Origin of the sequence: Variovorax sp. LjRoot290 (genome assembly GCF_964253985.1) — a bacterium.
Taxonomy (GTDB): domain Bacteria; phylum Pseudomonadota; class Gammaproteobacteria; order Burkholderiales; family Burkholderiaceae_C; genus Variovorax.
In genome coordinates, this window is sequence record NZ_CAXURW020000001.1 from 5,749,272 (window position 1) to 5,773,808 (window position 24,537).

Annotated in this window: 24 protein-coding genes; 18 read left to right on the forward strand and 6 right to left on the reverse strand. The window is 66.3% G+C overall.

All coding sequences use genetic code 11. The annotated features are described in order from the left end of the window. Window positions 1–2: 2 nt before the first annotated feature. Together ACSQ9A_RS28395 and ACSQ9A_RS28400 are read right to left on the reverse strand one after the other, a co-directional pair. The gene (locus ACSQ9A_RS28395; RefSeq protein ID WP_436306158.1) at window positions 3–845 is read right to left on the reverse strand and encodes a Bug family tripartite tricarboxylate transporter substrate binding protein; all 843 of its coding nucleotides are present in this window, start codon (window positions 843–845) and stop codon (window positions 3–5) included. Window positions 846–1,064: 219 nt separating this feature from the next. Beyond that, window positions 1,065–2,582 carry a phospholipase D family protein gene (locus ACSQ9A_RS28400; RefSeq protein WP_436306159.1) on the reverse strand — a complete coding sequence of 506 codons (1,518 nt, stop codon included), beginning with the start codon at window positions 2,580–2,582 and terminating at the stop codon, window positions 1,065–1,067. Window positions 2,583–2,843: 261 nt separating this feature from the next. On the opposite strand from ACSQ9A_RS28400, the gene ACSQ9A_RS28405 reads away from it, so the two are divergent. From ACSQ9A_RS28405 to ACSQ9A_RS28435, 7 genes are all read left to right on the forward strand, one after another. Next, entirely contained in the window at window positions 2,844–3,740 is an 897-nt protein-coding gene (locus ACSQ9A_RS28405) for an alkene reductase (RefSeq protein WP_436306160.1), read from the forward strand. Window positions 3,741–3,837: 97 nt separating this feature from the next. Then, window positions 3,838–4,239 (forward strand): GlcG/HbpS family heme-binding protein, encoded by a 402-nt coding sequence (locus ACSQ9A_RS28410; RefSeq protein WP_436306161.1) that lies wholly within the window; start codon window positions 3,838–3,840, stop codon window positions 4,237–4,239. 47 nt (window positions 4,240–4,286) lie between these two features. Continuing rightward, entirely contained in the window at window positions 4,287–5,090 is an 804-nt protein-coding gene (locus tag ACSQ9A_RS28415; protein ID WP_436306162.1) for an SDR family oxidoreductase, read from the forward strand. A 458-nt stretch (window positions 5,091–5,548) separates the two neighbouring features. Beyond that, window positions 5,549–7,786, forward strand: coding sequence for an NADP-dependent isocitrate dehydrogenase (locus tag ACSQ9A_RS28420; RefSeq protein WP_436306163.1), 2,238 nt, complete (start codon window positions 5,549–5,551; stop codon window positions 7,784–7,786). Window positions 7,787–7,920: 134 nt separating this feature from the next. After that, window positions 7,921–8,448, forward strand: coding sequence for a DedA family protein (locus ACSQ9A_RS28425; protein ID WP_436306164.1), 528 nt, complete (start codon window positions 7,921–7,923; stop codon window positions 8,446–8,448). 27 nt (window positions 8,449–8,475) lie between these two features. Further along, window positions 8,476–9,240 carry a Crp/Fnr family transcriptional regulator gene (locus ACSQ9A_RS28430; RefSeq protein ID WP_436306165.1) on the forward strand — a complete coding sequence of 255 codons (765 nt, stop codon included), beginning with the start codon at window positions 8,476–8,478 and terminating at the stop codon, window positions 9,238–9,240. A gap of 83 nt (window positions 9,241–9,323) precedes the next feature. Next, window positions 9,324–10,208 carry a hypothetical protein gene (locus ACSQ9A_RS28435; protein WP_436306166.1) on the forward strand — a complete coding sequence of 295 codons (885 nt, stop codon included), beginning with the start codon at window positions 9,324–9,326 and terminating at the stop codon, window positions 10,206–10,208. Window positions 10,209–10,301: 93 nt separating this feature from the next. On the opposite strand, the gene ACSQ9A_RS28440 is transcribed toward ACSQ9A_RS28435, so the two are convergent. Further along, window positions 10,302–11,210 (reverse strand): LysR substrate-binding domain-containing protein, encoded by a 909-nt coding sequence (locus ACSQ9A_RS28440; RefSeq protein ID WP_093107189.1) that lies wholly within the window; start codon window positions 11,208–11,210, stop codon window positions 10,302–10,304. A gap of 107 nt (window positions 11,211–11,317) precedes the next feature. On the opposite strand from ACSQ9A_RS28440, the gene ACSQ9A_RS28445 reads away from it, so the two are divergent. The 9 genes from ACSQ9A_RS28445 to ACSQ9A_RS28485 are packed head-to-tail and all read left to right on the forward strand — an operon-like array spanning window position 11,318 to window position 20,795. After that, window positions 11,318–12,205, forward strand: a complete 888-nt coding sequence (locus ACSQ9A_RS28445) for a dioxygenase (protein WP_436306167.1) — start codon at window positions 11,318–11,320, stop codon at window positions 12,203–12,205. Window positions 12,206–12,239: 34 nt separating this feature from the next. Beyond that, complete coding sequence (locus ACSQ9A_RS28450) at window positions 12,240–13,046, forward strand: citryl-CoA lyase (RefSeq protein ID WP_436306168.1); 807 nt, start codon at window positions 12,240–12,242, stop codon at window positions 13,044–13,046. Then, the gene (locus ACSQ9A_RS28455) at window positions 13,043–14,179 is read left to right on the forward strand and encodes a CaiB/BaiF CoA transferase family protein (RefSeq protein WP_436306169.1); all 1,137 of its coding nucleotides are present in this window, start codon (window positions 13,043–13,045) and stop codon (window positions 14,177–14,179) included. The genes ACSQ9A_RS28450 and ACSQ9A_RS28455 overlap by 4 nt, the downstream gene beginning before the upstream one ends. Before the next feature lie 26 nt (window positions 14,180–14,205). Next, the gene (locus ACSQ9A_RS28460; protein WP_436306170.1) at window positions 14,206–15,171 is read left to right on the forward strand and encodes a Bug family tripartite tricarboxylate transporter substrate binding protein; all 966 of its coding nucleotides are present in this window, start codon (window positions 14,206–14,208) and stop codon (window positions 15,169–15,171) included. A 47-nt stretch (window positions 15,172–15,218) separates the two neighbouring features. Then, window positions 15,219–16,433 carry an amino acid ABC transporter substrate-binding protein gene (locus tag ACSQ9A_RS28465; protein WP_436306171.1) on the forward strand — a complete coding sequence of 405 codons (1,215 nt, stop codon included), beginning with the start codon at window positions 15,219–15,221 and terminating at the stop codon, window positions 16,431–16,433. 1 nt (window position 16,434) lies between these two features. After that, on the forward strand, window positions 16,435–17,301 hold the full coding sequence (locus tag ACSQ9A_RS28470; protein ID WP_436306172.1) for a branched-chain amino acid ABC transporter permease: 867 nt from the start codon (window positions 16,435–16,437) through the stop codon (window positions 17,299–17,301). After that, window positions 17,301–19,049 carry a branched-chain amino acid ABC transporter ATP-binding protein/permease gene (locus ACSQ9A_RS28475; RefSeq protein WP_436306173.1) on the forward strand — a complete coding sequence of 583 codons (1,749 nt, stop codon included), beginning with the start codon at window positions 17,301–17,303 and terminating at the stop codon, window positions 19,047–19,049. Before ACSQ9A_RS28470 ends, ACSQ9A_RS28475 begins: the two co-directional genes overlap by 1 nt. After that, window positions 19,042–19,746 (forward strand): ABC transporter ATP-binding protein, encoded by a 705-nt coding sequence (locus ACSQ9A_RS28480; RefSeq protein WP_436306174.1) that lies wholly within the window; start codon window positions 19,042–19,044, stop codon window positions 19,744–19,746. The genes ACSQ9A_RS28475 and ACSQ9A_RS28480 overlap by 8 nt, the downstream gene beginning before the upstream one ends. A gap of 23 nt (window positions 19,747–19,769) precedes the next feature. Then, the gene (locus ACSQ9A_RS28485; protein WP_436306175.1) at window positions 19,770–20,795 is read left to right on the forward strand and encodes a uroporphyrinogen decarboxylase family protein; all 1,026 of its coding nucleotides are present in this window, start codon (window positions 19,770–19,772) and stop codon (window positions 20,793–20,795) included. A gap of 378 nt (window positions 20,796–21,173) precedes the next feature. On the opposite strand, the gene ACSQ9A_RS28490 is transcribed toward ACSQ9A_RS28485, so the two are convergent. The 3 genes from ACSQ9A_RS28490 to ACSQ9A_RS28500 are packed head-to-tail and all read right to left on the reverse strand — an operon-like array spanning window position 21,174 to window position 22,977. After that, window positions 21,174–21,752: a molybdopterin-dependent oxidoreductase gene (locus ACSQ9A_RS28490; RefSeq protein WP_436306378.1), complete on the reverse strand. Its 579-nt coding sequence runs from the start codon at window positions 21,750–21,752 to the stop codon at window positions 21,174–21,176. A 49-nt stretch (window positions 21,753–21,801) separates the two neighbouring features. Further along, a complete protein-coding gene (locus ACSQ9A_RS28495; protein ID WP_436306176.1) occupies window positions 21,802–22,461 on the reverse strand; it encodes an NUDIX hydrolase in 660 nt (219 codons plus the stop codon). Window positions 22,462–22,464: 3 nt separating this feature from the next. After that, window positions 22,465–22,977, reverse strand: a complete 513-nt coding sequence (locus tag ACSQ9A_RS28500; RefSeq protein WP_436306177.1) for a MarR family winged helix-turn-helix transcriptional regulator — start codon at window positions 22,975–22,977, stop codon at window positions 22,465–22,467. A 73-nt stretch (window positions 22,978–23,050) separates the two neighbouring features. Between ACSQ9A_RS28500 and ACSQ9A_RS28505 the strand changes: the two genes are divergently transcribed. Continuing rightward, window positions 23,051–23,968 carry an EamA family transporter gene (locus ACSQ9A_RS28505; RefSeq protein WP_436306178.1) on the forward strand — a complete coding sequence of 306 codons (918 nt, stop codon included), beginning with the start codon at window positions 23,051–23,053 and terminating at the stop codon, window positions 23,966–23,968. 146 nt (window positions 23,969–24,114) lie between these two features. Beyond that, window positions 24,115–24,528: a hypothetical protein gene (locus ACSQ9A_RS28510; RefSeq protein WP_093107366.1), complete on the forward strand. Its 414-nt coding sequence runs from the start codon at window positions 24,115–24,117 to the stop codon at window positions 24,526–24,528. The last annotated feature ends 9 nt before the right edge of the window (window positions 24,529–24,537 follow it).

The window sequence follows — 24,537 nt, forward strand, 5'->3', positions numbered from 1 at the left end:
ACTCACCTGGGCGAGAGACCCATTTCCTCCGCCAGCTTGCGCGAACTCTCGTAGCCTGCCTGCACTTGCGCTCTCATCCTGGAAGGACCGGTGTCGGGGGACGGCGTGATGCCATCGTCCAGCCAGCGTCGTCGCAGGTCCGGATCGGCAAGCGCATCGCGCAGCGCGGCGTTCAGCGCGGCGACGATGGCCGAGGGCGTCTTCGCCGGGGCGACCAGCCCCTGCCAGACGTTGAACGCCCCCACGTCCAGACCCTGGTCGCGAAAGGTCGGCACGTTCCTGAGTGCAACAACGTCGGACTTGCCGATCATCGCGATCGGTCGGATGACGCCCGAGTTGACGAAGCCGACCGATGCGGGGTTCACCGCATCGCTCGCCAGCGTGAGGCGTCCTGCGATGAGGTCTGCGGTGGCCGCGCTATTGCCGCGATACGGCACCGGCGTGATCTTGCCTCCACCGCTTCTATTGACGAGCTCGACCAGGAAATGCGTGTTGCTGCAAACGCCTGGCGTACCCCAGGTGTAGGCGCCCGGCTCTTTCCTGGATGCCGCAAGGATCTCGGCAAAGCTGGTGAGTGCCGAATCGCCCTTGACGTACACCATCGCCGGCGACGTGGAGACGAGCCCGATCATCTCGAAGTCGTTCACCGGGTGATAGGGCGAATCCTTGTTGCACGCAGGCGTGAATTCGTGCGTCGATGCCGTCGCAACGCCGACGGTGTACCCATCCGGCCTGGCCTTCGCAACGGCATCGGCACCGATCGCCCCTCCAGCGCCGCTGCGGTTTTCCACCTGGATGGGTTGCTTGAGCGCTGCGCCCATCTTGTCCGCGAGCTGGCGCGCCACGATGTCGGTGGTTCCACCTGGAGCGAATGGAACGATGAGCCTGATCGGCCTGTTGGGGAAACCGTCCGCCGCAGCAACAGCTGACCCAGCTCCCAAGGCGAGCAGGAAGATCGCCGCCGATGATGGGCAATGGCCGCACTGGGACATCATGGTCGCTCCGGAAAAGGACAAGGCCACGAAGTCTAGTGAGTCGTGCGCCGTTTTCCAATCGGCTGGAAGTCAGAGCATCCCCTCGGACACGAAGGGCGCCACCAGGCGAAGGTACATGCGCGTGCGGAAGTCCGCATCGGGTTCGTCGTTGTGGACGACTTCATTGAAATCGTCGATGCCGATCCATTCGAGCCTGCCATGCTCCGGCGAAAGGCGCACGCGGTACGAACTCTGGAGCTTGTCCAGGTTCATCAGGCGCAGCATCTCCCTGGCGAGCTGGGGACTCTCGATCACGATGCCGATCTCGGTGTTGAGAGCATCCGATCGGGGATCGAAGTTCATGGATCCGATGAACACCGTCGACCTGTCGATCACGGCCGTCTTGGCATGCAGGGTGCCGAGCGTTCGACTTCCGAACAGTCCGAATCCGCGATCTCGACTGGCCCGGGTCGGACTGAGCTCGTAGAGTTCCATTCCCATGAGCAACATCCGCCTGCGATAGCGCATGTACCCCCAGTGGACCAGCGGCTCGTCGGTCGCGGCGAGCGAATTGGTAAGCACCTTGTAGCTCACACCCTCGCGAACGCCTTGCCCGAAGATGGCCATACCGTCCTCCGCAGGCACGAAGTACGGCGAACTCAACGTGACTTCTCTTCGCGCATTTCGCAGCAGGCCTTCTACGCGCAGACGGGCCGTGTGCAGGTGCGGCGCAGTGCTCCCTTCCGGAACCGGCCGGCAGTTCCAGACCTTGGCCGTCGGATCGACCCATGCACTGGCAACGCCCCAGATCAGTCCGATCCGTGGATCGCTCATTTCCTCGACGATGGGCCCATAGCCCAGCACGTCCGTTTTCTCCTCGACGACCTCCGTCGGCAGGGCGTCTCGCGCCGTGACGTCGTCGAAGGCTCGCCGGCGCTCCTCGGCGGACGTTGATGTGGGCGCGAAGTAGGCGAGCGGAATCGCGAACTCGCTGTTCCAGTAGTCGTCGAATGCGCTCGACAACTGCTCGACCACCGCCCCCACCAGCAGTGCGTCGACGTCCGCGAAGTTCTGGTTCGGGTCTCGCGTGAAATAGGAGTCCGCGATATTGCGCCCGCCGACGATCGCCATCGCGCCATCCGCGACAAAGAGCTTGTTGTGCATTCGGTGGTTGACGCGGTAGAAATCGAGCGCCGAGGCGGCAAAGCGTGTCAGCACATGGCCTCTTCCTGCCGAGAACGGGTTGAACAGACGTACCTCGATGTTCGGATGCGCGGCGAGTCCGATGAGCATGTCGTCCATGCCTGCCGTGTACATGTCATCCAGCAGAAGTCTCACGCGCACGCCTCTCGCCGCGGCGTCTCTCATCAGCCGCAGCAAATAGCGCCCGGTGGCGTCGTTCTGCAGCAAGTAGTACTGGACGTCGAGCGTGCGTTCGGCACGAGCGGCGAGGGCGATGCGGGTGCTCAGCGCATACGGCCCGGTCGGCAACAGTCGCACGCCGGTCAGCGTCGGATCGGGGCTCGAATTCTTCGCCAGTCGCCCGAGAAAGGTCTCAGCGCTTGCCGGTATGGCGAAGGATGGCTCCACGCCCGCCGGCGCCGGCAACGATGCGCAACCGGCCGTGCCTGACGCGGCGAAGGCCAGCGCCAGCCAACGCAATGCCAGACTGCGAGCAAGCCGGCGAACGAACTCGTGTGTCGCATCCCCTGTCACGATGACTCCGGGCCGTTATGGATCTCAATGATCGTTCGTCATTGCGCGATGGCGCGTTAATCCTTGTCAATCGTTGCAGTCTAGCCGCCGCATAACTTGAATATGGAGCAGCGCGCAAGCAACCTGAGAGGGAATCAGGCAAAGGCAGAATTCTTGGCCACCCTCTCATCAGGCGCGGATCCGGCGGAGCCCGGTTTGCACACACCGTTGAAAGTCGGCGCATGGATGCTCAACCATCGCGTCGTGATGGCACCGCTCAACCGTTTGCTGGCAACTGCCGCAGACGGCGTGCCGTCGAAGAGGACGATCGAGCACTATGCGTTGCGCACGACCGATGGCGGCCTCATCGTTGCCGAGTCGATTGCCGTGTCGCCCCTGGGCATCGCGCAGGCCGGGACCGCGGGCATCTTCGAATCGAAGCACGTGAATGCCTGGAGCCTCGTCACCCATGAGGTCCACCGGCGCGGAGGGTTGATCGTCGCGCAGCTATGGCATGCCGGCCGTTTTACACGATCGGCACAGGCCGGGACGCAACCCATCAGTGCGTCGGCATTGGACGATGACGGAATCGACGACGTGATCGACCAATACCGTCGTGCGGCAGAGAACGCCGCCGACGCGGGATTCGACGGCGTCGAGATGAGTTGTGCCTATGGGTGCCTGGCGGATCAGTTCCTTCAGGAGTGGTCGAACATCAGGACGGATCGGTACGGCGGTTCGATCGAGAACCGTGTCCGGTTCCTTGTCGACGCGGTGCAGGCGCTTTGCGCGGTCTGGGGGCCGGCCAGGATCGGGGTGCGCATGGACGGCTCGGTGCCCGACGATCTGCTTTCACACGTGCTCGCCAGGATGCATGACGAGCAGCTCGCCTACGTGCATGTGGTGGTGCCGAGTGCCGGCGACGGCATGGCGCGGATGGCGCAGTTGGTTCGCGCCAGCTTTGGAGGCGCGGTGATCGCTGCCGGCGGCTTCGATGCGGACAGCGCGCGCGAGGCCATCGCGAGTGGCGCAGTCGATGCGGTTGCCTTCCTGGACGATCCGCGGCGTTAAGCGCCCCCGTATACAACGATTGATGCGGATTAACTGGACCAACGTTCCGCGCCCAATGAACATGTGGCATCGACAGCGAAATGAATCGGAGCACCGCATGATCACCTCCCGCCAAGCCGAAGATGTCGTCGCCGCCGCCAAGACGCGGGCCGCGGGCCTTGGCATTGCCGTCAACATTGCCCTGCTCGATGCCGGCGCCAACCTCAAGGCTTTCGTGCGTATGGACGGCGCGGTACTCGGGTCGATCGACGTGGCGATGCGCAAGGCTCGCACCGCTGTCCTTTTCGAGTGCAACAGCGATGTGGTCTGGGAGTACTGCAAGCCAGGCGCACCGGCCCCGGGACTCGAACTCACGAATGGCGGCCTCGCCCCCTTCGGCGGCGGCATCCCGCTGCGCAGTCCCGCGGGCGAACTCATGGGCGCAGTGGGAATTTCCGGCGGTGCGGTCTCGCAGGATGTCGAGATCGCCGAGGCCGCCGTCGCCGCGCTGGTGCGCTGATCGTTTTCTCAACCGGCCGAATCGGCCACTCCCTAAGGACGCAGACCATGCCCAAGACCATCCTCATCACTGGTGCCGGCTCCGGCTTCGGCGAGGCCGCCGCCATCGGCATTGCCAAGAATGGCCACAACGTCATTGCGACAGTGCAGGTATCTCCGCAGGTCATGCCTTTGCGCGCGAAGGCCAAGGAGCTCGGCCTCAGCAACTTCCGGGTCGAGCGCCTCGACCTGACCGACCCCTACGACATCGCCCAGGCCCAGACGTGGGACTTTGACGTTCTGTGGAACAACGCCGGCCAGGGAGAGAGTGGGCCGGTTTGGGAGATACCCATCGATCTCGTTCGCCGCAACTATGAGATCAACGTCTTCCTGCCTCTGCTGCTGACGCAGGGCGTGGTTCAAAAGTGGATTGCGAACAAGAAGAAGGGCAAGGTCGTGTTCACCTCGTCCATGGGAGGACTCTTCACGCCGGCCAATTGGGGCACCTACGTCTCTACCAAGCACGCGCTGGAGTCGATCGCCGAGGCATTGCAACAGGAACTGAGTCCCTACGGCATCAAGGTCCAGACGATCAATCCGGGCGCGTACTACACCGGCTACAACGAAACCATGGCCGACAACGCTTTCCGCTGGCTGGGCGACAGCAAGAACTTCACCAAGCGGGCCGAACTGCGCAAGGGCTTCGACGACTTCTTCGCGACACCCGAGGGCCGCATGGACCCGCGGGAGATGATCGATTGCATGATCGAGATCGTCCCCGCCGACACCGGCAAGTTCCGCAATGTCGTGCCGAAGGCCATTGAGGACATGCTGAAGACCCATCAGCAGCAGGCCTGGAGCAACCAGATCTGAGAACGCCACCTCGCGCGCCGGACCTGCTGTCTGTCTCGGGCAGGCCCGGGGCCCCACACTTAGACTTCTGCTGTCGGCCAGGACCAGGCCTTCGATGACGCCGCAGAATTCACCCAAGACCGGTCGGTCGGTGGCGTGCTCAAGACGAGCTATCCGCAGCGGGCCATCGTTGTTGCCCACCTCTCTGAAGTTGCAGCCGTCCTCTTGACCAAGCACCTTCACGCTATCGCCGCGGGCGCGGCCAGGCGAGTCATGCGCAGGAGTTCTTCACCACCGTGAACCTGGCCTATACACCGGCTTGAACGGCGGCGCCTCAACAGTTGCCCGGCACCGGCGACACGGCCCAAGCCCCCACAATGCCGTGCGCGCCGCGCCTCAACTTGTTAAAGTTTGCGCCCGTTCGCCACGCCGTCAATCTCGTGGCATTGCCTTGTTGTTCAGCCCGCCCGAAAGCCACCATGACCGCCGGAAACTCCCAAATCATCTACACCCTCACCGACGAGGCGCCGCGCTTGGCCACGGCCTCGCTTCTGCCCATCATCCAAGCTTTCGCCGCGCCGGCGGGCATCGACGTCGCCACCAGCGACATCTCGGTGGCGGCCCGCATCCTGGGTCAGTTTCCTGAGGTGTTGACCGAAACGCAGCGGATGCCGGACAACCTGGCAGAGCTGGGCAAGCTGACGCTGCGGCCCGCAGCCAACATCATCAAGCTGCCCAACATCAGCGCCTCGGTGGCCCAGCTGAAGGCCGCCATCACGGAACTGCAGGACAAGGGCTACAAGGTTCCCGACTTCCCCGAAAGCCCGAAGACGGACGAGGAGAAGGATATCCGCGCGCGCTACAACAAGTGCATCGGCAGCGCGGTGAACCCGGTGCTGCGGGAGGGCAACTCCGATCGCCGTGCGCCCAAGGCAGTGAAGGAATTTGCGCGCAAGAACCCGCATCACATGGCCGAGTGGAGTCAGGCGTCGCGCTCGCACGTCTCGCACATGCACCACGGCGACTTCTACCACGGCGAGAAGTCGATGACGCTGCACAAGGCGCGCGACGTGAAAATGGAACTGATCACCAAGAGCGGCAAGGCCATCGTGCTCAAGCCGAAGGTTTCGCTGCTCGAGCGCGAGGTGATCGACTCGATGTTCATGAGCAAGAAGGCCCTGCTCGATTTCTACGAGCGGCAGATCCAGGACGCGCACAAGACAGGCGTGATGTTCTCGCTGCACGTGAAGGCCACCATGATGAAGGTGTCGCACCCCATCGTGTTCGGCCACTGCGTCAAGATCTTCTATCGCGACGCCTTCGAAAAGCACGCCAAGCTGTTCGAGGAGTTGGGCGTGAACGTCAACAACGGCATGGTCGACCTGTACAACAAGATCGCCACGCTGCCTGAAAGTACGCAGGATGAGATCAGGCGCGACTTGCACGCCTGCCACGAGCATCGCCCCGAGCTGGCGATGGTGGATTCCGCCAAGGGCATCACCAACTTCCATTCGCCCAACGACGTGATCGTGGACGCCTCCATGCCCGCGATGATCCGCAACGGCGGCAAGATGTACGGTGCCGACGGCCGGCTGAAGGACGTGAAGGCCGTGATGCCCGAGAGCACCTTTGCCCGCATTTACCAGGAGATCATCAACTTCTGCAAGTGGCACGGCGCCTTCGACCCCAAGACCATGGGCACCGTGCCCAACGTCGGCTTGATGGCGCAGCAGGCCGAGGAATACGGCTCACACGACAAGACCTTCGAGATCCCCGAGGACGGCGTGGCCAACATCACCGATCTCGATACGGGTGAGGTGCTGCTCAGCCAGAACGTGGAAGCGGGCGACATCTGGCGCATGTGCCAGGTCAAGGACGCCGCCATCCGCGACTGGGTCAAGCTCGCCGTCACGCGCGCGCGCAACTCGGGCATGCCGGTGGTGTTCTGGCTCGACGCCTACCGCCCACATGAGGCGCAGCTCATCACCAAGGTCAAGATGTACCTGCACGAGCACGACACCGCCGGACTGGACATCCAGATCATGAGCCAGGTGCGCGCCATGCGCTACACGCTGGAGCGCGTGATCCGCGGGCTGGACACCATCAGCGCCACCGGCAACATCCTGCGCGACTACCTGACCGACCTGTTCCCCATCATGGAGCTGGGCACCTCGGCCAAGATGCTGTCCATCGTCCCTCTGATGGCTGGCGGGGGCATGTACGAAACGGGCGCCGGCGGCTCGGCACCCAAGCACGTGCAGCAGCTGGTGGAGGAGAACCACCTGCGCTGGGATTCGCTGGGCGAGTTCCTCGCGCTGGCCGTGAGCCTGGAGGAACTGGGCATCAAGACCGGCAACGCCAAGGCCAAGTTGCTGGCCAAGTCACTCGACACCGCCACCGGCAAGCTGCTGGACAACAACAAGGGCCCCTCGCCCAAGACCGGTCAGCTCGACAATCGCGGCAGCCACTTCTACCTGGCGCTCTACTGGGCCCAGGCCATGACCGAGCAGACCGAAGACAAGGAACTGGCCGCCCATTTCAAGCCGCTCGCCGATGCCCTGGCCGCCAACGAGCAGAAGGTCGTGGACGAGCTCGCCGCCGTGCAAGGCAAGCCGGCCGACATCGGCGGGTACTACCTGCCGGATGTGCGCAAGACCGATGCGGTGATGCGGCCGAGCGCAACGTTCAACGCGGCGCTGGCCGCCGTGTCGGGCTGAAGGCAGGGCGCGGCCAAGACCAGACATTGAGAGGCAGAAGGAAGTCTGAGAATGGCGACGAAGAACGTCAAGCTGCGAAGCGACCAGATTGGCAAGGCATCACCGGTCGAGGTATTCGCGGTGCCGTGCGGCCAATGAGTCTTGACGAAATCACTCAGGCAACCATCGCCTTCATCCGCGCGCATGAGGCCTGGGGCGCTCCTATCGTGCTGGCCCTCGCCTTCGGGGAATCGTTGGCGTTCATTTCCCTGTTGTTGCCGGCGACCGTGATCTTGTTTGGTGTCGGCTGGCTCATCGGGGGGAGCGGCATTGCGTTCTGGCCGCTGTGGTGCGCGGCCGTCGTCGGGGCCGTCCTGGGGGACTGGTTGTCCTTCTGGATCGGCGGACGGCTGAAGAGCAATGTCGGCAACCACTGGCCCCTGTCTCGCCATCCGGACCTGATCCCGCGCGGTCATAGGCTCTTCGAACGCTGGGGAGTGGTCGGCGTATTTTTCGGGCGCTTCCTCGGCCCCCTTCGCGCGTCTGTGCCATTGGTGGCAGGCATCTGCGAAATGCCCGCGTCTACGTTTCAGATTGCCAACATCGCTTCAGCTATCGTGTGGGCGACCGGCATCCTGGCTCCCGGCGCGTTCGGCCTCAAGTGGCTGCAGCAGTGGGTGTGAAGAGCTCGGGGTGAGTTCGGATTGCAATTGAACGTCCACCAACGCTCAGTTGGTTCATCATCACACCGTCCAGGACCGCACCGAGAGGGAAAGCTCATGTCAACGCTCGCACTGTTCGACACCGCGGTTGCCGGCTTGACCTCGGCCTTGGCCACTCCGTCCGGCATCGTTGCGCTCTGCTCGGCTGGGGCCGCCGGCACGCTGGTGATCGTGAGTTCCTTCGTAAAGACCATGATCCCCCTGCGCTGCCTTGCGATCGGTGGCAACCTGGGCTTTCTGATCTACGGCGCACTGCATCCGTCGCTGATCCTGGTGCTCCTGCACGGCGCACTGCTGCCGATCAACATTTTCCGCGCAGCCCAGATGGTCCGCCTCACGCGCCGCGTGCAGGTCGCGGCGGCGTCGAGCGACTTTTCCGGCGTCTGGCTGCGCCCCTACATGCGCCGGCGGCGACTGAAGAAAGATGCAATCCTGTTCCGCAAAGGCGATGCGGCAAAGCGCCTGTACTTCCTCGCTGAAGGGCAGATCGAGTTTGTCGAGATCGGGCAGACCATGGAGCCTGGCCGCTTGTTCGGCGAGATTGGGTTCTTTGCGCCGGACAAGCAACGCACGCTGACCGCCCGCTGCGCCACGAACTGCACCGTGCTGCAGATGGACGAGATGACTTTCAAGTCGCTCTATTTCCAGAACCCGGCCTTTGGATTCGAGGTGGTGACCTTGGTGGCTGGACGGCTCCTGGCTGACCGGCAGCGCCTGGAAGACCGGCTCGCGGCCGAATCGCTGGTCACCTGATCATGCGATGACCCAGCGCGAACAACCTATTGCAACTCAACAACTAGCCAGGCTCCCGATGCGGGATGACAATGTGCAACATCATGAAACGCGCGACAACACTTCGCCGCCTGGCGCTGTGGGTCTGGCTCCTGATCCTGCCGGTGCTCGCCCAGGCGCAGGCACAGCTCGGAAGCGCCGCTGCCTTGCGGGCCAAATATGACGCCGTTCAGTCGCAGTTCGACCAGAACGCCTTTGGGCGACCGCTGGTGCTCGAATCGACGGAAGCCGCCGGTCAATTGAGCGGCGATATCTTCGCAGTGTTGAATCACCCGGTCGACCAGGTGAACAGTTCGCTGAGCCAGCCCGTCGTCTGGTGCGATGTGCTGATGCTGCACCTCAACACCAAGTACTGTGTGGTGCGCGGGACAGAAAGTGCCAGGACACTCGTCGTCTCGGTCGGCCGCAAATTCGACCAGCCGCTTTCGGAGGCGCAGCGCGTCAACTTCGTCTGGCAGCCGCCGACCATCACCGACGACTACCTCAGCGTGCGATTGAGCGCCGACAAGGGGCCGCTGTCCACCCGCGACTACCGCATCGAACTCGAGGCGACGCCGCTCGGCAACGGCAAGACCTTCATTCATCTCGGCTACGCCTATGCCTACGGGGTGGCAGCGCGCATCGCGATGCGGGGCTACCTCGCGACCATCGGCGCAGACAAGGTGGGATTCACCGCGATGGGCAAGGACTCGGCGGGCCAGCCGGAATACGTGGGCGGCGTGCGCGGCGTGGTGGAGCGCAACACCATGCGCTACTACCTCGCCATCGACGCCTACATGGACGCCCCCAAACAACTGGCGCCGCGCCTCGCGGCATGGTTCGACAGCACGGAGCGCTATGCGCGACAACTGCACGAAGTGGAGCGGGACGACTATCTCGCCATGAAGCGCAACGAATACAAGCGCCTTGCAAACCCCTTGCCGGAGTAAGCGCGCCGGGGCGGAATCGCACTAGAGCCTGCCGCACGTCATCCCAATCGAGAAGCAAAGGGATTCCATCTAGCTCGTCACCGGCAGCCTCCCTTACCCCGGCCCTTCGCGCCTGAGGCTGTTACTCAACGCCGTCTTCCTCAATATCACAGCAAACGACTGCACGGCAGCCGGCTTCGCCTCCTTCAGCCGCCACAAGATCCCTGGCGTGCGTATCGGCGTCGGGCTCTCCAGCGGAATCACCTTCAGCCCCGCCATCGCCTCCGGCACCGCGTTGATCGCCACGATCGAGCCGATCATCGTGCGCGCCACCAGCGCGAGCATCGGCGCCACGGTCGACATCTCGGCCACCACGGTCGGCTCGGCGCCGCAGGCGTGGAAGCACTCGTCGAGCATGGTGCGGGTCGAGAAGGCGGATGAGACGAGCACCAGGTCTTGCCGGTGCAGCTCCACCATGCGGATGCGCTTGCGGCCGGCGAGCGGATGGTGAGTGGAGACGACCAGCACCATCTCCTCGTTGTAGAGCGGCTCGAACCACAGGCCGGCCGAGTCCTGCGGTCGGTAGGAGATGCCGAGGTCCATCTCGCCGTCCCTAAGCCGTGCGGCGATCACTTCCGCGGCGAGTTCCTCCACGCTGATGCGCACGGTCGGATGGCGCGCGAGGAACTGCGCCACGCATTCGGGGATGAGGCCGATGTTGAAGGTGTGCGTGGCGCCTATGCGCACCTTGCCCGTGAGGTTGCCGGCGCCGGGCTTGAGCAGCGCCACGCCCTGGTCCACCTCCTTCAATGCGCGCGAGGCGTAGCCGCGCAGCAGCTCGCCGGCCTCGGTGGTCACCACCTTCTTGCCGATGCGCTCGAAGAGCGGCTGGCCCAGCTCGTCCTCGAGCTGCTTGATCTGGTGCGAAAGGGTCGACTGGGTCACGTGCACGCGCTCGGCCGCGCGCGTGAAGCTCAGGCAATCGGCCAGCGCGACGAAGTAGCGCAGATGCCTCATCTCCATACAAACCCCCGCGAATGATCGATGCCATCGATCATATCCATGGAAATTCATCATTTGTCGGGGCCACCTGCGCGGCCTATCGTCCGGCCAGAACCAGGAGACAAGACATGGCGGACTACAACCAAGACAGCATCACGCAGGACGTGCTCGAGGCTTTCGCGGCGACGCCCGACCCGCGCCTGCGCGAGCTGATGACGGCGCTGGTCAAGCACATTCACGCCTTTGCGCGCGAGGTCGACCTGAAGCCCGACGAGTGGCTGGCGGCGATGAAGTTTCTCGAAGCCACGGGGCAGATCTCGGCCGACAAGCGGCCCGAGTTCATCCTGCTCTCCGACACGCTGGGCCTGTCGATGATGGTGGTGGCGCTGGATCAGGCGCGCGCCAGCGGCGGCGCACAGGGCGCGACCGAGGCGACGGAGGCCACGGTGGAGGGCCCGTTCTACTGGCCCGGCGCGCCCGACATGCCGCTGGGCGCCGACATCAGCGGTAGCGCGCGCGGCGAGCCGACCTTCTACATGGGTCGGGTGACCGATGTGCACGGCGCACCGCTGGAAGGCGCCTTGCTCGACGTGTGGTCGGGCGACGGCGAGGGCAAGTACGACGTGCAGCTGAGCAGCGAGCCCACGATGGCCGCGCGCGGGCGCTTTCGCACCGATGCGCAGGGGCGCTACTGGTTCTGGTCGATCCGGCCCGCCTACTACCCGATTCCCGACGACGGCCCGGTGGGCCAGATGATGCATGCCACTGAGCGCAGCATCTACCGCCCCGGCCACATCCACCTGCAGGTCTCGGCGCCGGGCCATGTGACGCTGACGACGCAGGTGTTCGTGGGCGGCAGCCCCTACATCGACCAGGACGCGGTCTTCGGCAAGCGCGACAGCCTGGTGGTCGACTTCGAGACGCATGCGCCGGGCAAGGCGGTGGACGGGCGCGAGATGCGCGTGCCGTACCACTCGGCGAGCTTCGATGTGCGGCTTGCGCCGGTGTCGGCCTGAACTCCACTTCTCTTCTTTTTTTACAAGGATTTTTATGAAGATCGGCAAGGCCACCGTGCCGCGCACGTCCATCTGCACTTCGGACGCCCACACCATCGTCATTCGCGGCCATGACCTGTCGAAGGAGCTGATCGGCAAGCTCTCCTTCGTCGACCATTTCTTCCTGCTGCTCACCGGGGAGATGCCGACACCGGGCCAGGCCGCGGTGCTCAACGCCACGCTGGTCGCGATCGCAGAGCATGGGCTGGTGCCCAGCGTGCAGGCCGCGCGCATGACCTTCGCCGCGGCGCCCGATGCGATGCAGGGCGCGGTGGCGGCGGGCATCCTCGGCTGCGGCTCGGTGGTCCTGGGCTCGTCGGAGACGGCGGGGCGCATGTATGTCGAGATCGATGAGCAGGTACAGGCCGGCAGCGCGCTCGACGAGGCGGCGCTTTCGGTGATGAAGGCCTGGCGCGCGGCGGGCCGTTCGATTCCCGGCTACGGCCATCCGCTGCACAAGGAGCGCGACGAGCGCGTGGGCGCGCTGTTCGATGTGGCCAAGGCGGCGGGCACCGACCTGCGCTTCGTCGAGATCGCGGAAGCATGCGAAAGGCTGCTGCCCGAGGTGCTGGGCAAGCCGCTCAAGCTCAACGTGTCGGGCGCGATCCCCTCGGTGCTGCTGGGCGCGGGCTTTCCGGTCGAAGGGCTCAAGGGCGTGCCGATGCTTGCGCGCACCGCGGGGCTGATCGCGCACATGGTCGAGGAGATCCGCCAGCCGATCGGCTTCGCGCTCTCCTACCAGGCGACGCGCGAGATGGAATACGACGGCGAGCTGCCTCCGGGCTTCGGGAAGCACGAATGATCCCTGTATTGAAAGGCCTCAAGGTCATCGAGCAGGGCACCTTCATCACGGGGCCGGCGGCCGGCATGCTGCTGGGCGACCTGGGGGCCGACGTGATCAAGGTCGAGCAGCCGAAGACGGGCGACCCCTTCCGCGCCTTCAAGAACGGGCTGTACAGCCCACACTACCAGACCTACAACCGCAACAAGCGCAGCATCACGCTCGATACCAAGGACAGCGCCGATCGTGAAGTGCTCGACGCGCTGATTGCCGATGCCGACGTCTACATCCAGAACTTCCGGCCCGGCGTGGCGGAGAAGCTGGGCGTCGGCGCCGAGCGGCTGCAGGCGCTGAACCCGAAGCTCATCTACGTGGCGATCAGCGGCTTCGGCGCCACCGGGCCTGCCGCCAACCGGCCGGCCTATGACACCGTCGCGCAGGCGGCGAGCGGGTTTCTCAATCTGCTGGTGAACCCCGAGAACCCGCGCGTGGTCGGCCCTGCCATTGCTGATTCGCTGACCGGCTTCTACGCGGCCTACGGCGTGCTGGGCGCCTTGTACGAGCGCAGCCGCACCGGCATCGGCCGCAAGGTCGAGGTGTCGATGCTGGAGGCGATGGCGCATTTCAACCTCGATGCCTTCACGCACTTCTTCCAGGTCGACGAGGTGATGGGGCCGTACAGCCGGCCCAGCGTGTCGCAGTCCTACGTGCTGCGCTGCGCGGACGACAAGTGGATCGCGCTGCACATGTCCTCGCCCGAGAAGTTCTGGCAAGGCCTGGCGGTGGCGATCGAGCAGCCCGACATCTTCCAGGACCCGCGCTTCGCGACCCGCGACGCGCGCATCGACAACCAGGAGGCGCTGATCGCGCTGCTGGGCGAGCGCTTCCGCACGCGGACGCGCGACGAATGGTGCCGCCGCCTGCAGCGCGAGGACGTGCCCAACGCGCCGATGTACGACACCAGCGAGGCGCTCGAAGACCCGCAGGCGAAGCATCTGCAGCTGATGACCTCGGCCGAGCATCCGGTGATGGGGCTGTTTCGCACGGTGCGTTCACCGGTCAGCTTCGATGGCGAGCGCGCGCTCGAGGTGCGGCCGCCGCCGATGCTGGGCGAGCACAGCGACGAGATACGTGCCGCGCTGAAACGCAAGTAGATAAATAGAGACAACGGAGACAAGCGATGACGATCAAGACAACGATGCGCACCCTGCTCGCCGCGGGCGTGCTGCTCATGCTGGGCACGGCTCAGGCGCAAGACAAGGGGCCGATCAAGATGGTCGTGCCCTTCGGCGCCGGCACCACCACCGACACGGTGGCGCGCGTGGTCGGCGAGGGGCTGGGCAAGGCGCTGCAGCAGACGGTGATCGTCGACAACCGCGCGGGCGCGGGCGGCTCGACCGGCAGCGACATGGTCGCCAAGTCGGCGCCCGACGGCCGCACGCTGGTGATGGGCACGGTGGGCACGCACGCCATCAACGCCGCGCTCTTCAGCAAGCTGCCCTACGACCCGATGCGCGACTTCGCGCCGGTGGCCTTCATCGGCTATACGCCCACGCTCTTGGTGGTGGCGGCCGAGTCGCCGCTCAAGTCGCTGAAGGACCTGGCCCAGGCCGCCGCGCGGCCGCAGGGCGTGACCTTCGCCTCGGCCGGCAACGGCACCTCGGGGCACCTCGCGGGCGAGCTGCTGGCGCAGCGCCTGGGCGGCAAGATGCTCCACGTGCCCTTCAAGGAAGGCGCGATGGCGCTGACGGGCGTGATCTCGTCGCAGGTCGACTTCATGTTCTATCACCCGGCCGCGGTGATGCCGCAGATCAAGGCCGGCAAGCTGCGCGCGCTGGGTTCCAGCGGTGCGGTGCGCAGCGCGGCGGCGAGCGATGTGCCGACGCTGATGGAGCAGGGCATCGCCGACTTCGACCTCGTTGCGTGGTTCATGTTGTACGCGCCGGCCGCCACGCCCGCCGCCACGCTGACGCAATTGCGCACGGCCAGCGCCGCCGCGCTCGCGCAACCCGATGTGATGGCGCGCCTGCGTGACCAGGGCATCGAGTCGCGGCCGATGCGCGCCGAGGAGATGCAGCCCTTCAACAAGACCGAGCTCGGCAAATGGGCCGGGCTGGTCAAGCGCTCGGGTGCGCAAGTCGACTGACAGCTTTCGTTCGTTTCGCTCACAAGAACCCAAAGGAGACAGGAACCATGAAGACGCAGAACCTCAGAGGCATCGGGCGGCGCACCGCCATGGGCGCCATCGCACTGGCCGCGGCCGGCTTCGCGCTGGCACAGCAGCCAACGGGTGCGCCGATCCGCATCGGCAGTACGCTGGCACTGACCGGGCCGCTCTCGGCCACGGCCCAGATCCACAAGGTGGTGGGCGACATCTACATCGAGCAGCTCAACAAGCGCGGCGGCCTGCTGGGCCGGCCGGTGGAGTGGGTGGTGAAGGACGACCAGTCCAAGCCCGACCTGGCACGCACGCTGTACGAGCAGCTCGTCACCGCCGACAAGGTCGACCTGCTGATGGGGCCCTACGCCACCGGCGCGATCCTCTCGGCGATGGGCGTGGCGCAGCGCTACAACAAGGTGCTGGTGCACCACACGCTGGGCATTCCCTCGCTCGCCAAGTACGACATGCAGTTCCCCGCCTGGTCGATCGGCTCCGATCCGGCGACCACCGTGCCCAACACCTTGTTCGACGCGCTCGCCGCCTCGCCCAAGCCGCCGAAGACGGTGGCGGTGGTGACAAGCAAGTTCCCCTCGATCCAGTTCATGAGCGCGGGTGCGCGCGAGGTGATCAAGAAGCGCGGCCTGACCGAAGTGCTGTTCCTCGAATGGGATTTCGGCAACCGCGACTTCGGCCCGATCGCCAACCGCGTGAAGGACGCCAAGCCCGACTTCGTGTGGGTCGGCGCCATCGGCCTGGAGGGCAACCTGCTGCTCGACGCGATGAAGAAGATCGACTATTCGCCGCCGCAGCACTTCTACCTGTACCCCGCGCCCGGGCCGCTGCTCGCGTCGCCGGATGCGAAGAACGCGCTCTCGGCCACGATCTTCGAGGCGCAGCCGCCTTTCACTTCCAACTTCGGCGCGGCCGAATTCGTCAAGCTCTACGCCGAGCGAGCCGCGAAGGCCGGCTTCACCGACACCTCGGTCGAGACCCAGGCCGCTGCCTCGTACACCGCGTGGCAGATCCTCGAGGCCGGCGTGGTCGCGACCAAGAGCCTGGACGACAAGGCGATCGGCACCTGGCTGAAGGCGAACAAGGTCGACACGCTGCAAGGCAAGCTGCGCTTCGACGGCACCGGCAACTTCGGCGACGACCTGATGCGCATCAAGCAGATCCAGGGCGGCAAGTGGGTGGTGGTGTGGCCCAAGGAGGTCACCTCCGGCGGCGCCAAGCTGATCACGCACTGACATGTCGGGCTTCACGCTGCCCAGCATCTCGCTGCTGTCCCAGTCCATCCTCTCGGGCATCTTCGTCGGCGCGCTGTACGGGCTGATGGGCCTGGGCCTCAGCCTGAGCTGGGGCCTGCTCCGGCTCATCAACCTCGCGCACTTCGCCTTTGCCTTTCTCGCCGCCTACCTCTGCTACCAGATGGCGACGATGGGCATGGACCCGCTGCTGACGCTCGTCGTCATCGTGCCATTCTTCTTCGCGCTCGGCGCCGGCCTGCACTGGGTGATGGTGCGCTTCAAGGTGACGCCCTTCAATTCGCTCTTGCTGACCTTCGGGCTCACCGGCATCGCCGAGAGCGTGATCCAGTCGATCTGGACCGCCGACTTCCGCAAGCTCGAATCGAGTTACGGGGAGGAGAAGTTCAGGATCGGCGGGCTCTTCTTGCCGGTGCCCGAACTCATCACGCTGGTGCTGGCCGTGGGCCTCGCCTTCGCGGTGTGGGCGGTGCTGCGCTTCACCGACCTGGGCCGCGCGATGCGCGCCGCCGCGCAAGACGCGCCGGTGGCCGCCGCTTTCGGCGTCAACCAGAAGGCGCTGGGGCTGGTGCTGGCCGGCACCTGCGCCGCGCTGGCCAGCGTGGCCGGCGTGTGCCTGGCCTTGAGCTTCACGCTCGCGCCTTCGCAGATGTACGCGTGGGTCGGCGTGGTGTTCGCGGCCGTGATGCTCGGTGGGCTGGGCAGCGCGCTCGGGCCGTTGGTCGCGGGCACGCTGATCGGCGTGAGCGAGGCCATCACGATGGCGGTGACCGCGCCCTCGTGGGCGCCGATCGTCTCGTTCACCTTGTTGATCGTGATCCTGATCTTCAGGCCGGGGAAGACAGGCTGATGAAACGCACTCCACTGATCATCCTCGCCGCGGGCGTGGCGCTGGCCGTCGTGCCGCAGCTCGGCCTGCCGGCCTTCTACGACTCGCTGCTCTACCTGATGCTGCACTGGATCGTGCTCGCGACCTCGTGGAACATCCTGTCGGGCTACTCGGGTTACTTCTCCTTCGGGCACGGTGCCTTCTTCGGCGCCGGCATCTACACCAGCGCGAACCTGATGGCGCGCTACGACTGGCCCTTTCTGTGGACGCTGCCCGCGGCTGCGCTGGTGGCCGCGGTGCTGGGCGTGGCGCTGGGTGCGGTGGTGTTCCGCGTCAAGGGCGTGCGCGGCGAGCTGTTCGCGCTGCTCACGCTGGCGATCACCTTCGTGATCGGCACCATCGTGGTCAACACACCGCTGGACGGCGGCAACGGCGTCTCGCTTGCCGCGGTGCCGGTGCCGAAGATCGGGCCGACGCCGTCGTCGACCTTCTACCTGCTCGCGCTTGCTGCAGCGATCGGCACGCTGCTGATCGCGTGGGGCATCCAGGTGTCGAAGTTCGGCGCCGGCCTGTTCGCGATCCACGACGACGAGGACGCGGCCGAGGTGATGGGCGTGCCGACCTACCGCTACAAGCTGATGGCGCTGGCCGTCTCGTGCGCGCTGGCCGGCGTGGCGGGCGGCATCCACGCGCTGTTCCTCTCGTACGTGACGGCGGGCGAGGTGTTCACGATCACGGTGCCGCTGACGGTGGTGCTGATGAGCGTGCTCGGCGGCACGCGCCACTGGGCCGGGCCGGCGATCGGCGCGGTCGCGATCACCGGGCTGCTCTACAGCTTCACGGCCGCCGACCATGCAGTGGCCGGCAAGGCGCTGATCGGCGTCATCCTGATCGCGGCGATCCTGTTCATGCCCGACGGCATCCTGGAACGCTTGCGGCGCATCTTGGGACGCACTTTGCGGCGCGCACCGGCCGCGAAGCCGGCCTTGCCTGCAGCGGCCGAAGTGCCGGTCCGCACTTCAACCGCGGTCGCGCAGGGCGACGTGCTGCTGCGCGTGCAGGGCTTGAGCAAGGCCTTCAAGGGCGTGCGCGCGCTCGGCGGCGTCGACGTCGACGTGCGGCGCGGCGAGATCCTCGGCCTGCTGGGGCCCAACGGTTCGGGCAAGTCGACCTTCATCAACGTCGTCAGCGGCCACTACGCGCCCACCGGCGGCGCGATCTGGTTTGAGGGCCGCTGCATGAACGGGCTGCCGGCACACCGCATCGCGGGCAGCGGCATCGCGCGCACCTACCAGATCCCGCGGCCCTTCGGCCACCTGAATGTGCTGCAGAACGTGGCGATCGCGACCATGTTCGGCGGCGCGGTGCGCGACCCGACGGCGGCCGCGAAGCAGGCGCGGACCTGGCTGGAATTCACCGGCCTCGAGGACAAGGCGCATGCCCGGCCCGACGACCTCAACCTGCACCAGCGCAAGTTCCTCGAGCTCGCCCGCGCGCTCGCCTCGCGGCCGCGGCTGGTGCTGCTCGACGAAGTGCTGTGCGGCCTGACGCCGCACGAGATCGACGGCGCGGTGGCGCTGATCCGGCGCATCCGCGAGCAGGGCTCCACCATCGTCTTCGTCGAGCACGTGATGCGCGCGGTGATGGCGCTGACCGACCGCATCGTGGTCTTCAACCACGGCGAGCTGCTGGCCGAAGGCGCGGCCACCGACGTGATGCAGCGGCCCGAGGTGATGACCGCCTACCTGGGAAAGGCCGCCCATGCTTGAGGTACGCGATCTGCAAGTGGCCTACGGCGCGGCGCAGGCGCTGTGGGGCGTGTCGCTCGAGGTGCGGCCCGGCGAGTTGCTGTGCGTGGTGGGGCCGAACGGCGCCGGCAAGACCACGCTGATCAATGCCATCGCCGGCATGCTGCGTGCACGCAGCGGGCACATCGTGCTCAACGGGCAGGACATCACGCAGCTGCCCGCGCACCGCTTCTGCGAGGCCGGCATCGCGCTGGTGCCCGAGGGCCGGCGCCTCTTCACCGGCATGAGCGTGCAGGAGAACCTCGAGCTCGGCAGCTACCTGCCGCATGCCAAGGCGAAGCGGCAGGAGACGCTGGCGCAGGTGATCGAGCTGTTCCCGGTGATCCGCGAGAAGCTCGCCAGTCCGGCGGGCGAACTCTCGGGCGGCCAGCAGCAGATGGTCGCGATCGCGCGCGCGCTGATGGCGCGGCCGCGGCTGCTCTTGCTCGACGAGCCGTCGCTCGGCCTGTCGCCGCGCATCGTGGGCGACATGTTCGCGGCGATCCGGCGCATCAATGCGGACGGCATGTCGGTGCTGCTGGTGGAGCAGAACGTCGCGATGGCGATGGAGGTCTCGCAGCGCGCCTACGTGCTCGAGGAAGGCCGCGTCGTGGCCGAGGGCGTGCCCGACGAGCTGCTGGCGCGGCCCGAGATCCAGCGCGCCTACCTGGGCGTTTGAACCCCTTTCAACTGGAGAAACCCATGCTGTTCCCCACCACCATCGTCGGCAGTTTCCCGCAGCCCGAGTGGCTGATCGACCGCGCCAAGCTGGCGGGGCGCTTTCCGCCGCGGGTGCGGGCGCGCGAGCTGTGGCGCATTCCGCCGCAGTACCTGGAGGAGGCGCAGAACGACGCCACGCTGATGGCGATCCGCGCGCAGGAAGAGGCGGGCCTCGACATCGTGAGCGACGGCGAGATCCGGCGCGAGAGCTATTCGAACCGCTTCGCGACCGCGCTCGACGGCATCGACCTCGACAACCCCGGCACGGCGCTGGACCGCTCGGGCCATCCGAACCCGGTGCCGCGCATCGTGGGCCGCATCCGCCGCCGCCATGCGGTGGAGGTCGACGACCTGAAGTTCCTGCGCGCCCACACCGACCGCCAGGTGAAGATCACCGTGCCCGGGCCGTTCACGATGCTGCAGCAGGCGCAGAACGATTTCTACGGCAGCGAGGAAGAGGCGGCGATGGACTATGCCGAGGCCGTCAACGCCGAGATCCGCGACCTCTTCGCCGCCGGCGCCGACGTGGTGCAGATCGACGAGCCCTACATGCAGGCGCGGCCCGAGAAGGCGCGCCAGTACGGCTTGAACGCGCTGAACCGCGCGCTCGACGGCATCACCGGCACGACCGCGGTGCACATCTGCTTCGGCTACGCGGCCATCATCCACGAGCGGCCGAGCGGCTATTCCTTCTTGCCCGAGCTCGCGCAGTGCAGCTGCAAGCAGGTGTCGATCGAGACCGCGCAGTCGCACCTGGACTGCTCGGCCCTGGCCGCGCTGGACGGCAAGCGCGTGATGGTGGGCTGCGTCGACCTCTCGACGCCGGAGGTCGAATCGGTCGACACCATCGTCGAGCGCATCCAGCGCGCGCTGCCCTACGTGAAACCCGAGAACGTGATCCTCGCGCCCGACTGCGGCATGAAGTACCTGCCGCGCGACGCGGCCATTGGCAAGCTGCGCGCGATGGTCGCGGCGGCCAGGGTGCTGCGCAAGGAACACGCGGCCTAGCGGCCCGCGCGTGGTGCCGGCCGCTCGCCGAAGGCAGCGAGCACCTTGGTAAGCGTTTTGTCATGCCTGAAGCAGCACGAAGACAAGCGTTCTGTCCTCCTCAAACAAGGGCGCAGCGCTCATGTCCACGTTTGCCTTCACGCCTACATTGAGGCCCCAGGCAAGGCCCGCCACTCGAATTGACGCGACGGGTCTGTCAGTAGGAATCAAATTCGGAGACACGTATGCGATCTGCCGCCCTCCTTTTCAGCCCCCTTGCGACGTTGGCATTGGTCCTTGCCTTTGGCTGGCCCGTGCTGCTCGCATGCTTTGCTCTTGCATTGAGTACGCTTCTTTTCTCCACGGCCGACACCGAAGCCCACGCACCTTCGCCAACAATCAACCGCGCGTGACCTCTATGCTGTAGAGCCCCCAGGGGCAGAGGGCGAATCGTTCCTTGAGCGGCTTGTCCTTGAACGCGGCGAGCGTATCGGCCTCATAGATCGCCCACTGCGGGCCCAGCCCTCCCAGCGCGAGCGGAGCGCCGTCGATCTCGGTGGCAACGATCATCCGATAGCTGCGCGCGTCGGCCATGCGCAGCGGTACGACGTAGCCGTCCACCGCACGAAGGGCCAGCATCGCGTCGCCGGCCACACCCGCCGCCTCCACCACGCTGGTCAACAGCGGGCCCGCGAGCGAATGCGCCTTGGCGTCGTACTCGAGCGTCGGTTTGATTCGAACGACCGGCAGGCGGCGCAATGCCTCGGAGTCGAACACATAGGCCTTGTCGAACTTGACGCCGTGCTTCGCCATCAATTGGTCGAGCGCCGGATCGACGGGGCCTCGGTTGGACTTGGCTATCGCTCCGCTGACGGTCAACAGACCCGGACTCTTGCGGGTCGGCTCCGCAGCCGATGCGTGAATTGCAGGCAACAGCCCGGCGAGCGTGGCGGTGCCAAGGAAGTGTCGTTTGTTCATCGGTCGATTGTGGGCGGTGCGCCTGCATTCGTCCATCGCTGCGCAGCCCCTACTTGCGCGCAAACAAGGGCTGCTCGAAATGCGCGACGCGCACGGTGCGCCCGGCGATGCACAGCTCGCGGAACTGATAGAGGAAGGCCGCCGTCGGCGCCGCGATCCAGGTGTCTCCGACCGGCATGCGCAGCACCGGGTGCTCGCTGTCCTCGATGGGATCGAGCAGGGGCGCATCCGCGCGCATGAACTCGGTGAGGGGAATGCGATGGATGCTGGCGACCTCGGCTTCGCTCGGCACCAGCGCGCGTGCGGCGCCTGCCCAGACGACGACCGGCGTGATCGCGAAGCCGGAGCGGGTCACGAAATCGTCGAGGCGGCCGAGGATCGCGCCCTCGTCGAGCTCAAGGCCGACTTCTTCGTGCAGTTCGCGCAGCGCGGCCTCTTCCGGCGACTCGGCGCCGTCGATGCTGCCGCCCGGCAGCGCCCATTGCCCCGGGTGGTTGCGCATGTGGGACGGGCGTCGGGTCAGGAGCACGGCGGCGTCCTGACTCCAAGCCGCAGGTGTGCGAAGCCCCGGCAGCGCTGCGCCGAAGCCTTCCTCGACGAGCGCCAACGCCACGGCCGCACGCTTCGAGCCGGGGGCGCTCAGCGCCTGCCGCTCGAAGCCGCCAAGCCGGCCGGCGATCAGGGCACGCAGTGTGTCATCGAGCAGCATCGATCACTCCCGAGGCTCCAGCGCGGCCAGCAGCAAGGCCAGCCGCGCATCGAGCGCGGCGAGGTCTGCGGACTTGATCGAGGCGAGCAGCCGCTGCTCGTTCTCGACATGCGCGCCCACCGCGCGATCGATCAGCTTCAAGCCGGCGGGCGTGAGCTGCACCAGCATGCTGCGCGCGTCTTCGCGGTTGGCCACGCGCTTCACGAGGCCGCGCGACTCCAGCCCCTTGAGGCGGTGCGTCATGGTGCCCGAGCTGATCATCAATGACGAGAAGAGGGCGGTCGGCGCCAGGCAGTAGGGCGCGCCGGAGCGCCGCAGCGTGGCCAGCACGTCGAACTCCCAGCGCGTCATGCCGAAGTCCGAGAAGCATCGGTCCAGTTCGCGCTGCAGCAGCGCCGCGCAGCGCTTGATGCGGCCGATGGTGCCCATCGCGCCCACGTCGAGGTCCGGGCGCTCGCGGCGCCACTGATCGAGGATCGCGTCCACCGCATCCGCCGGTCGCTTCTTCGCACCCATCGGCAAAACCCATTTATCTTGAAGTCAAGATTATCTGCTAGGCTCCATTTATCTTGACGTAGAGATAAATGCGATGCGCAACACACAAGGCTCGATTGCCTGGACCGACGTCCTCCTGACCGCTTTCGCCCCCGCCATCTGGGGCTCGACCTACATCGTCGCGACCGAGCTGCTGCCGCCCGACCGGCCCTTCACCGCGGCCCTGCTGCGCGCACTGCCGGCCGGCCTGCTGCTGGCGCTGTACTGCCGGCGCCTGCCGGCGCGCGGCGAATGGGGCCGACTGATCGTGCTGTCGGCGTTGAACATCGGCTTCTTCCAGGCGCTGCTCTTCGTCGCGGCCTACCGGCTGCCCGGCGGACTGGCCGCGGTGGTCGGTGCGATCCAGCCGCTCTTGGTGATGGGTCTTGCCTGGGCGCTCGACCAGCGCCGGCCGCCGCAGCTGGCGGTCGGCGCCGCGGTGCTGGGCATCGCCGGCATGGCGGCGCTGCTGCTGTCGCCGGGTTCGGTGTGGGATCCGGTCGGCATCGCCGCGGCCCTGGCCGGCGCCGCCTGCATGGCGGCCGGCACCTACCTGACGCGGCGCTGGCAGCCCGCGATGCCGGTGCTGGCGCTCACCGGCTGGCAGTTGCTGCTGGGCGGGCTGATTCTCTTGCCCATGACCTGGGCCATCGATCCGCCGCTCCCGCAGCTGACCGGCACGCAAGTCGCGGCCTATGCCTATCTCTCGATCGTCGGCGCGCTGCTGGCCTATGCGCTGTGGTTCCGCGGCATCGCGCGCCTGTCGCCGGTGGCGGTGTCCTCGCTCGGCCTGCTGAGCCCGCTCACGGCAGTGATCTTCGGCTGGGCCTTACTGGGCCAGGCGATGCGCGGGCTGTCGCTCGTGGGGCTGGTCGCGGTGCCGGTCAGCATTCTCGCCGTGCAATGGGCCATGAGCCGCCGGGCCGTTCCCAAGGCGAATACCGCAGCGCGCAGCGCGGAGGTTACTTACTGAGCCCGCAGGCTTCGACGACGTCCCTTCAGGGCGCGCGCTGACGCCGCTCGAACAGCGGTTGCAGGAGCATCATCGTGTCCACGAAGCCTGCGGATGGAGCGTTTGGGACTGCCGCAGGCGCTTTCGCCCTTCTTTCGGAGAATCCCGTGAGCTTCAATCGCTGTGCATTTGTCAAAGGCGCCTTTTCAACCGCCGTGGTGGCCGCCGCACTCTCGGCTTCCGCTGCGGCCCATGCCGAGGTGAGCTGGTCCATCGGGATCGACGCCCCGACTTACTACGAGCCGGAACCCGTCTACTCGAGCCCGCCGCCGGTCTACTATCAACCAGCGCCCCCCACTTACTACGAGCCGCCGCCGCCGCCCGCTTACTACCGTCCGGCGCCGAGGTACTACGGACCGCCACCGCCGGTCTATTACGAGCCGGACTATCGGTATGGTCCACGCCCCGTGGAGCGGCCAAGGCTGAGCGACATGCAGCGACGCGCGCTGGACAACTGCGTCCTGCTGGCGCCGCGTGAACAACCCAGGTGCCGTGCCACGGTCATGTCGACCGTCCGCTAAGCCGTCGGG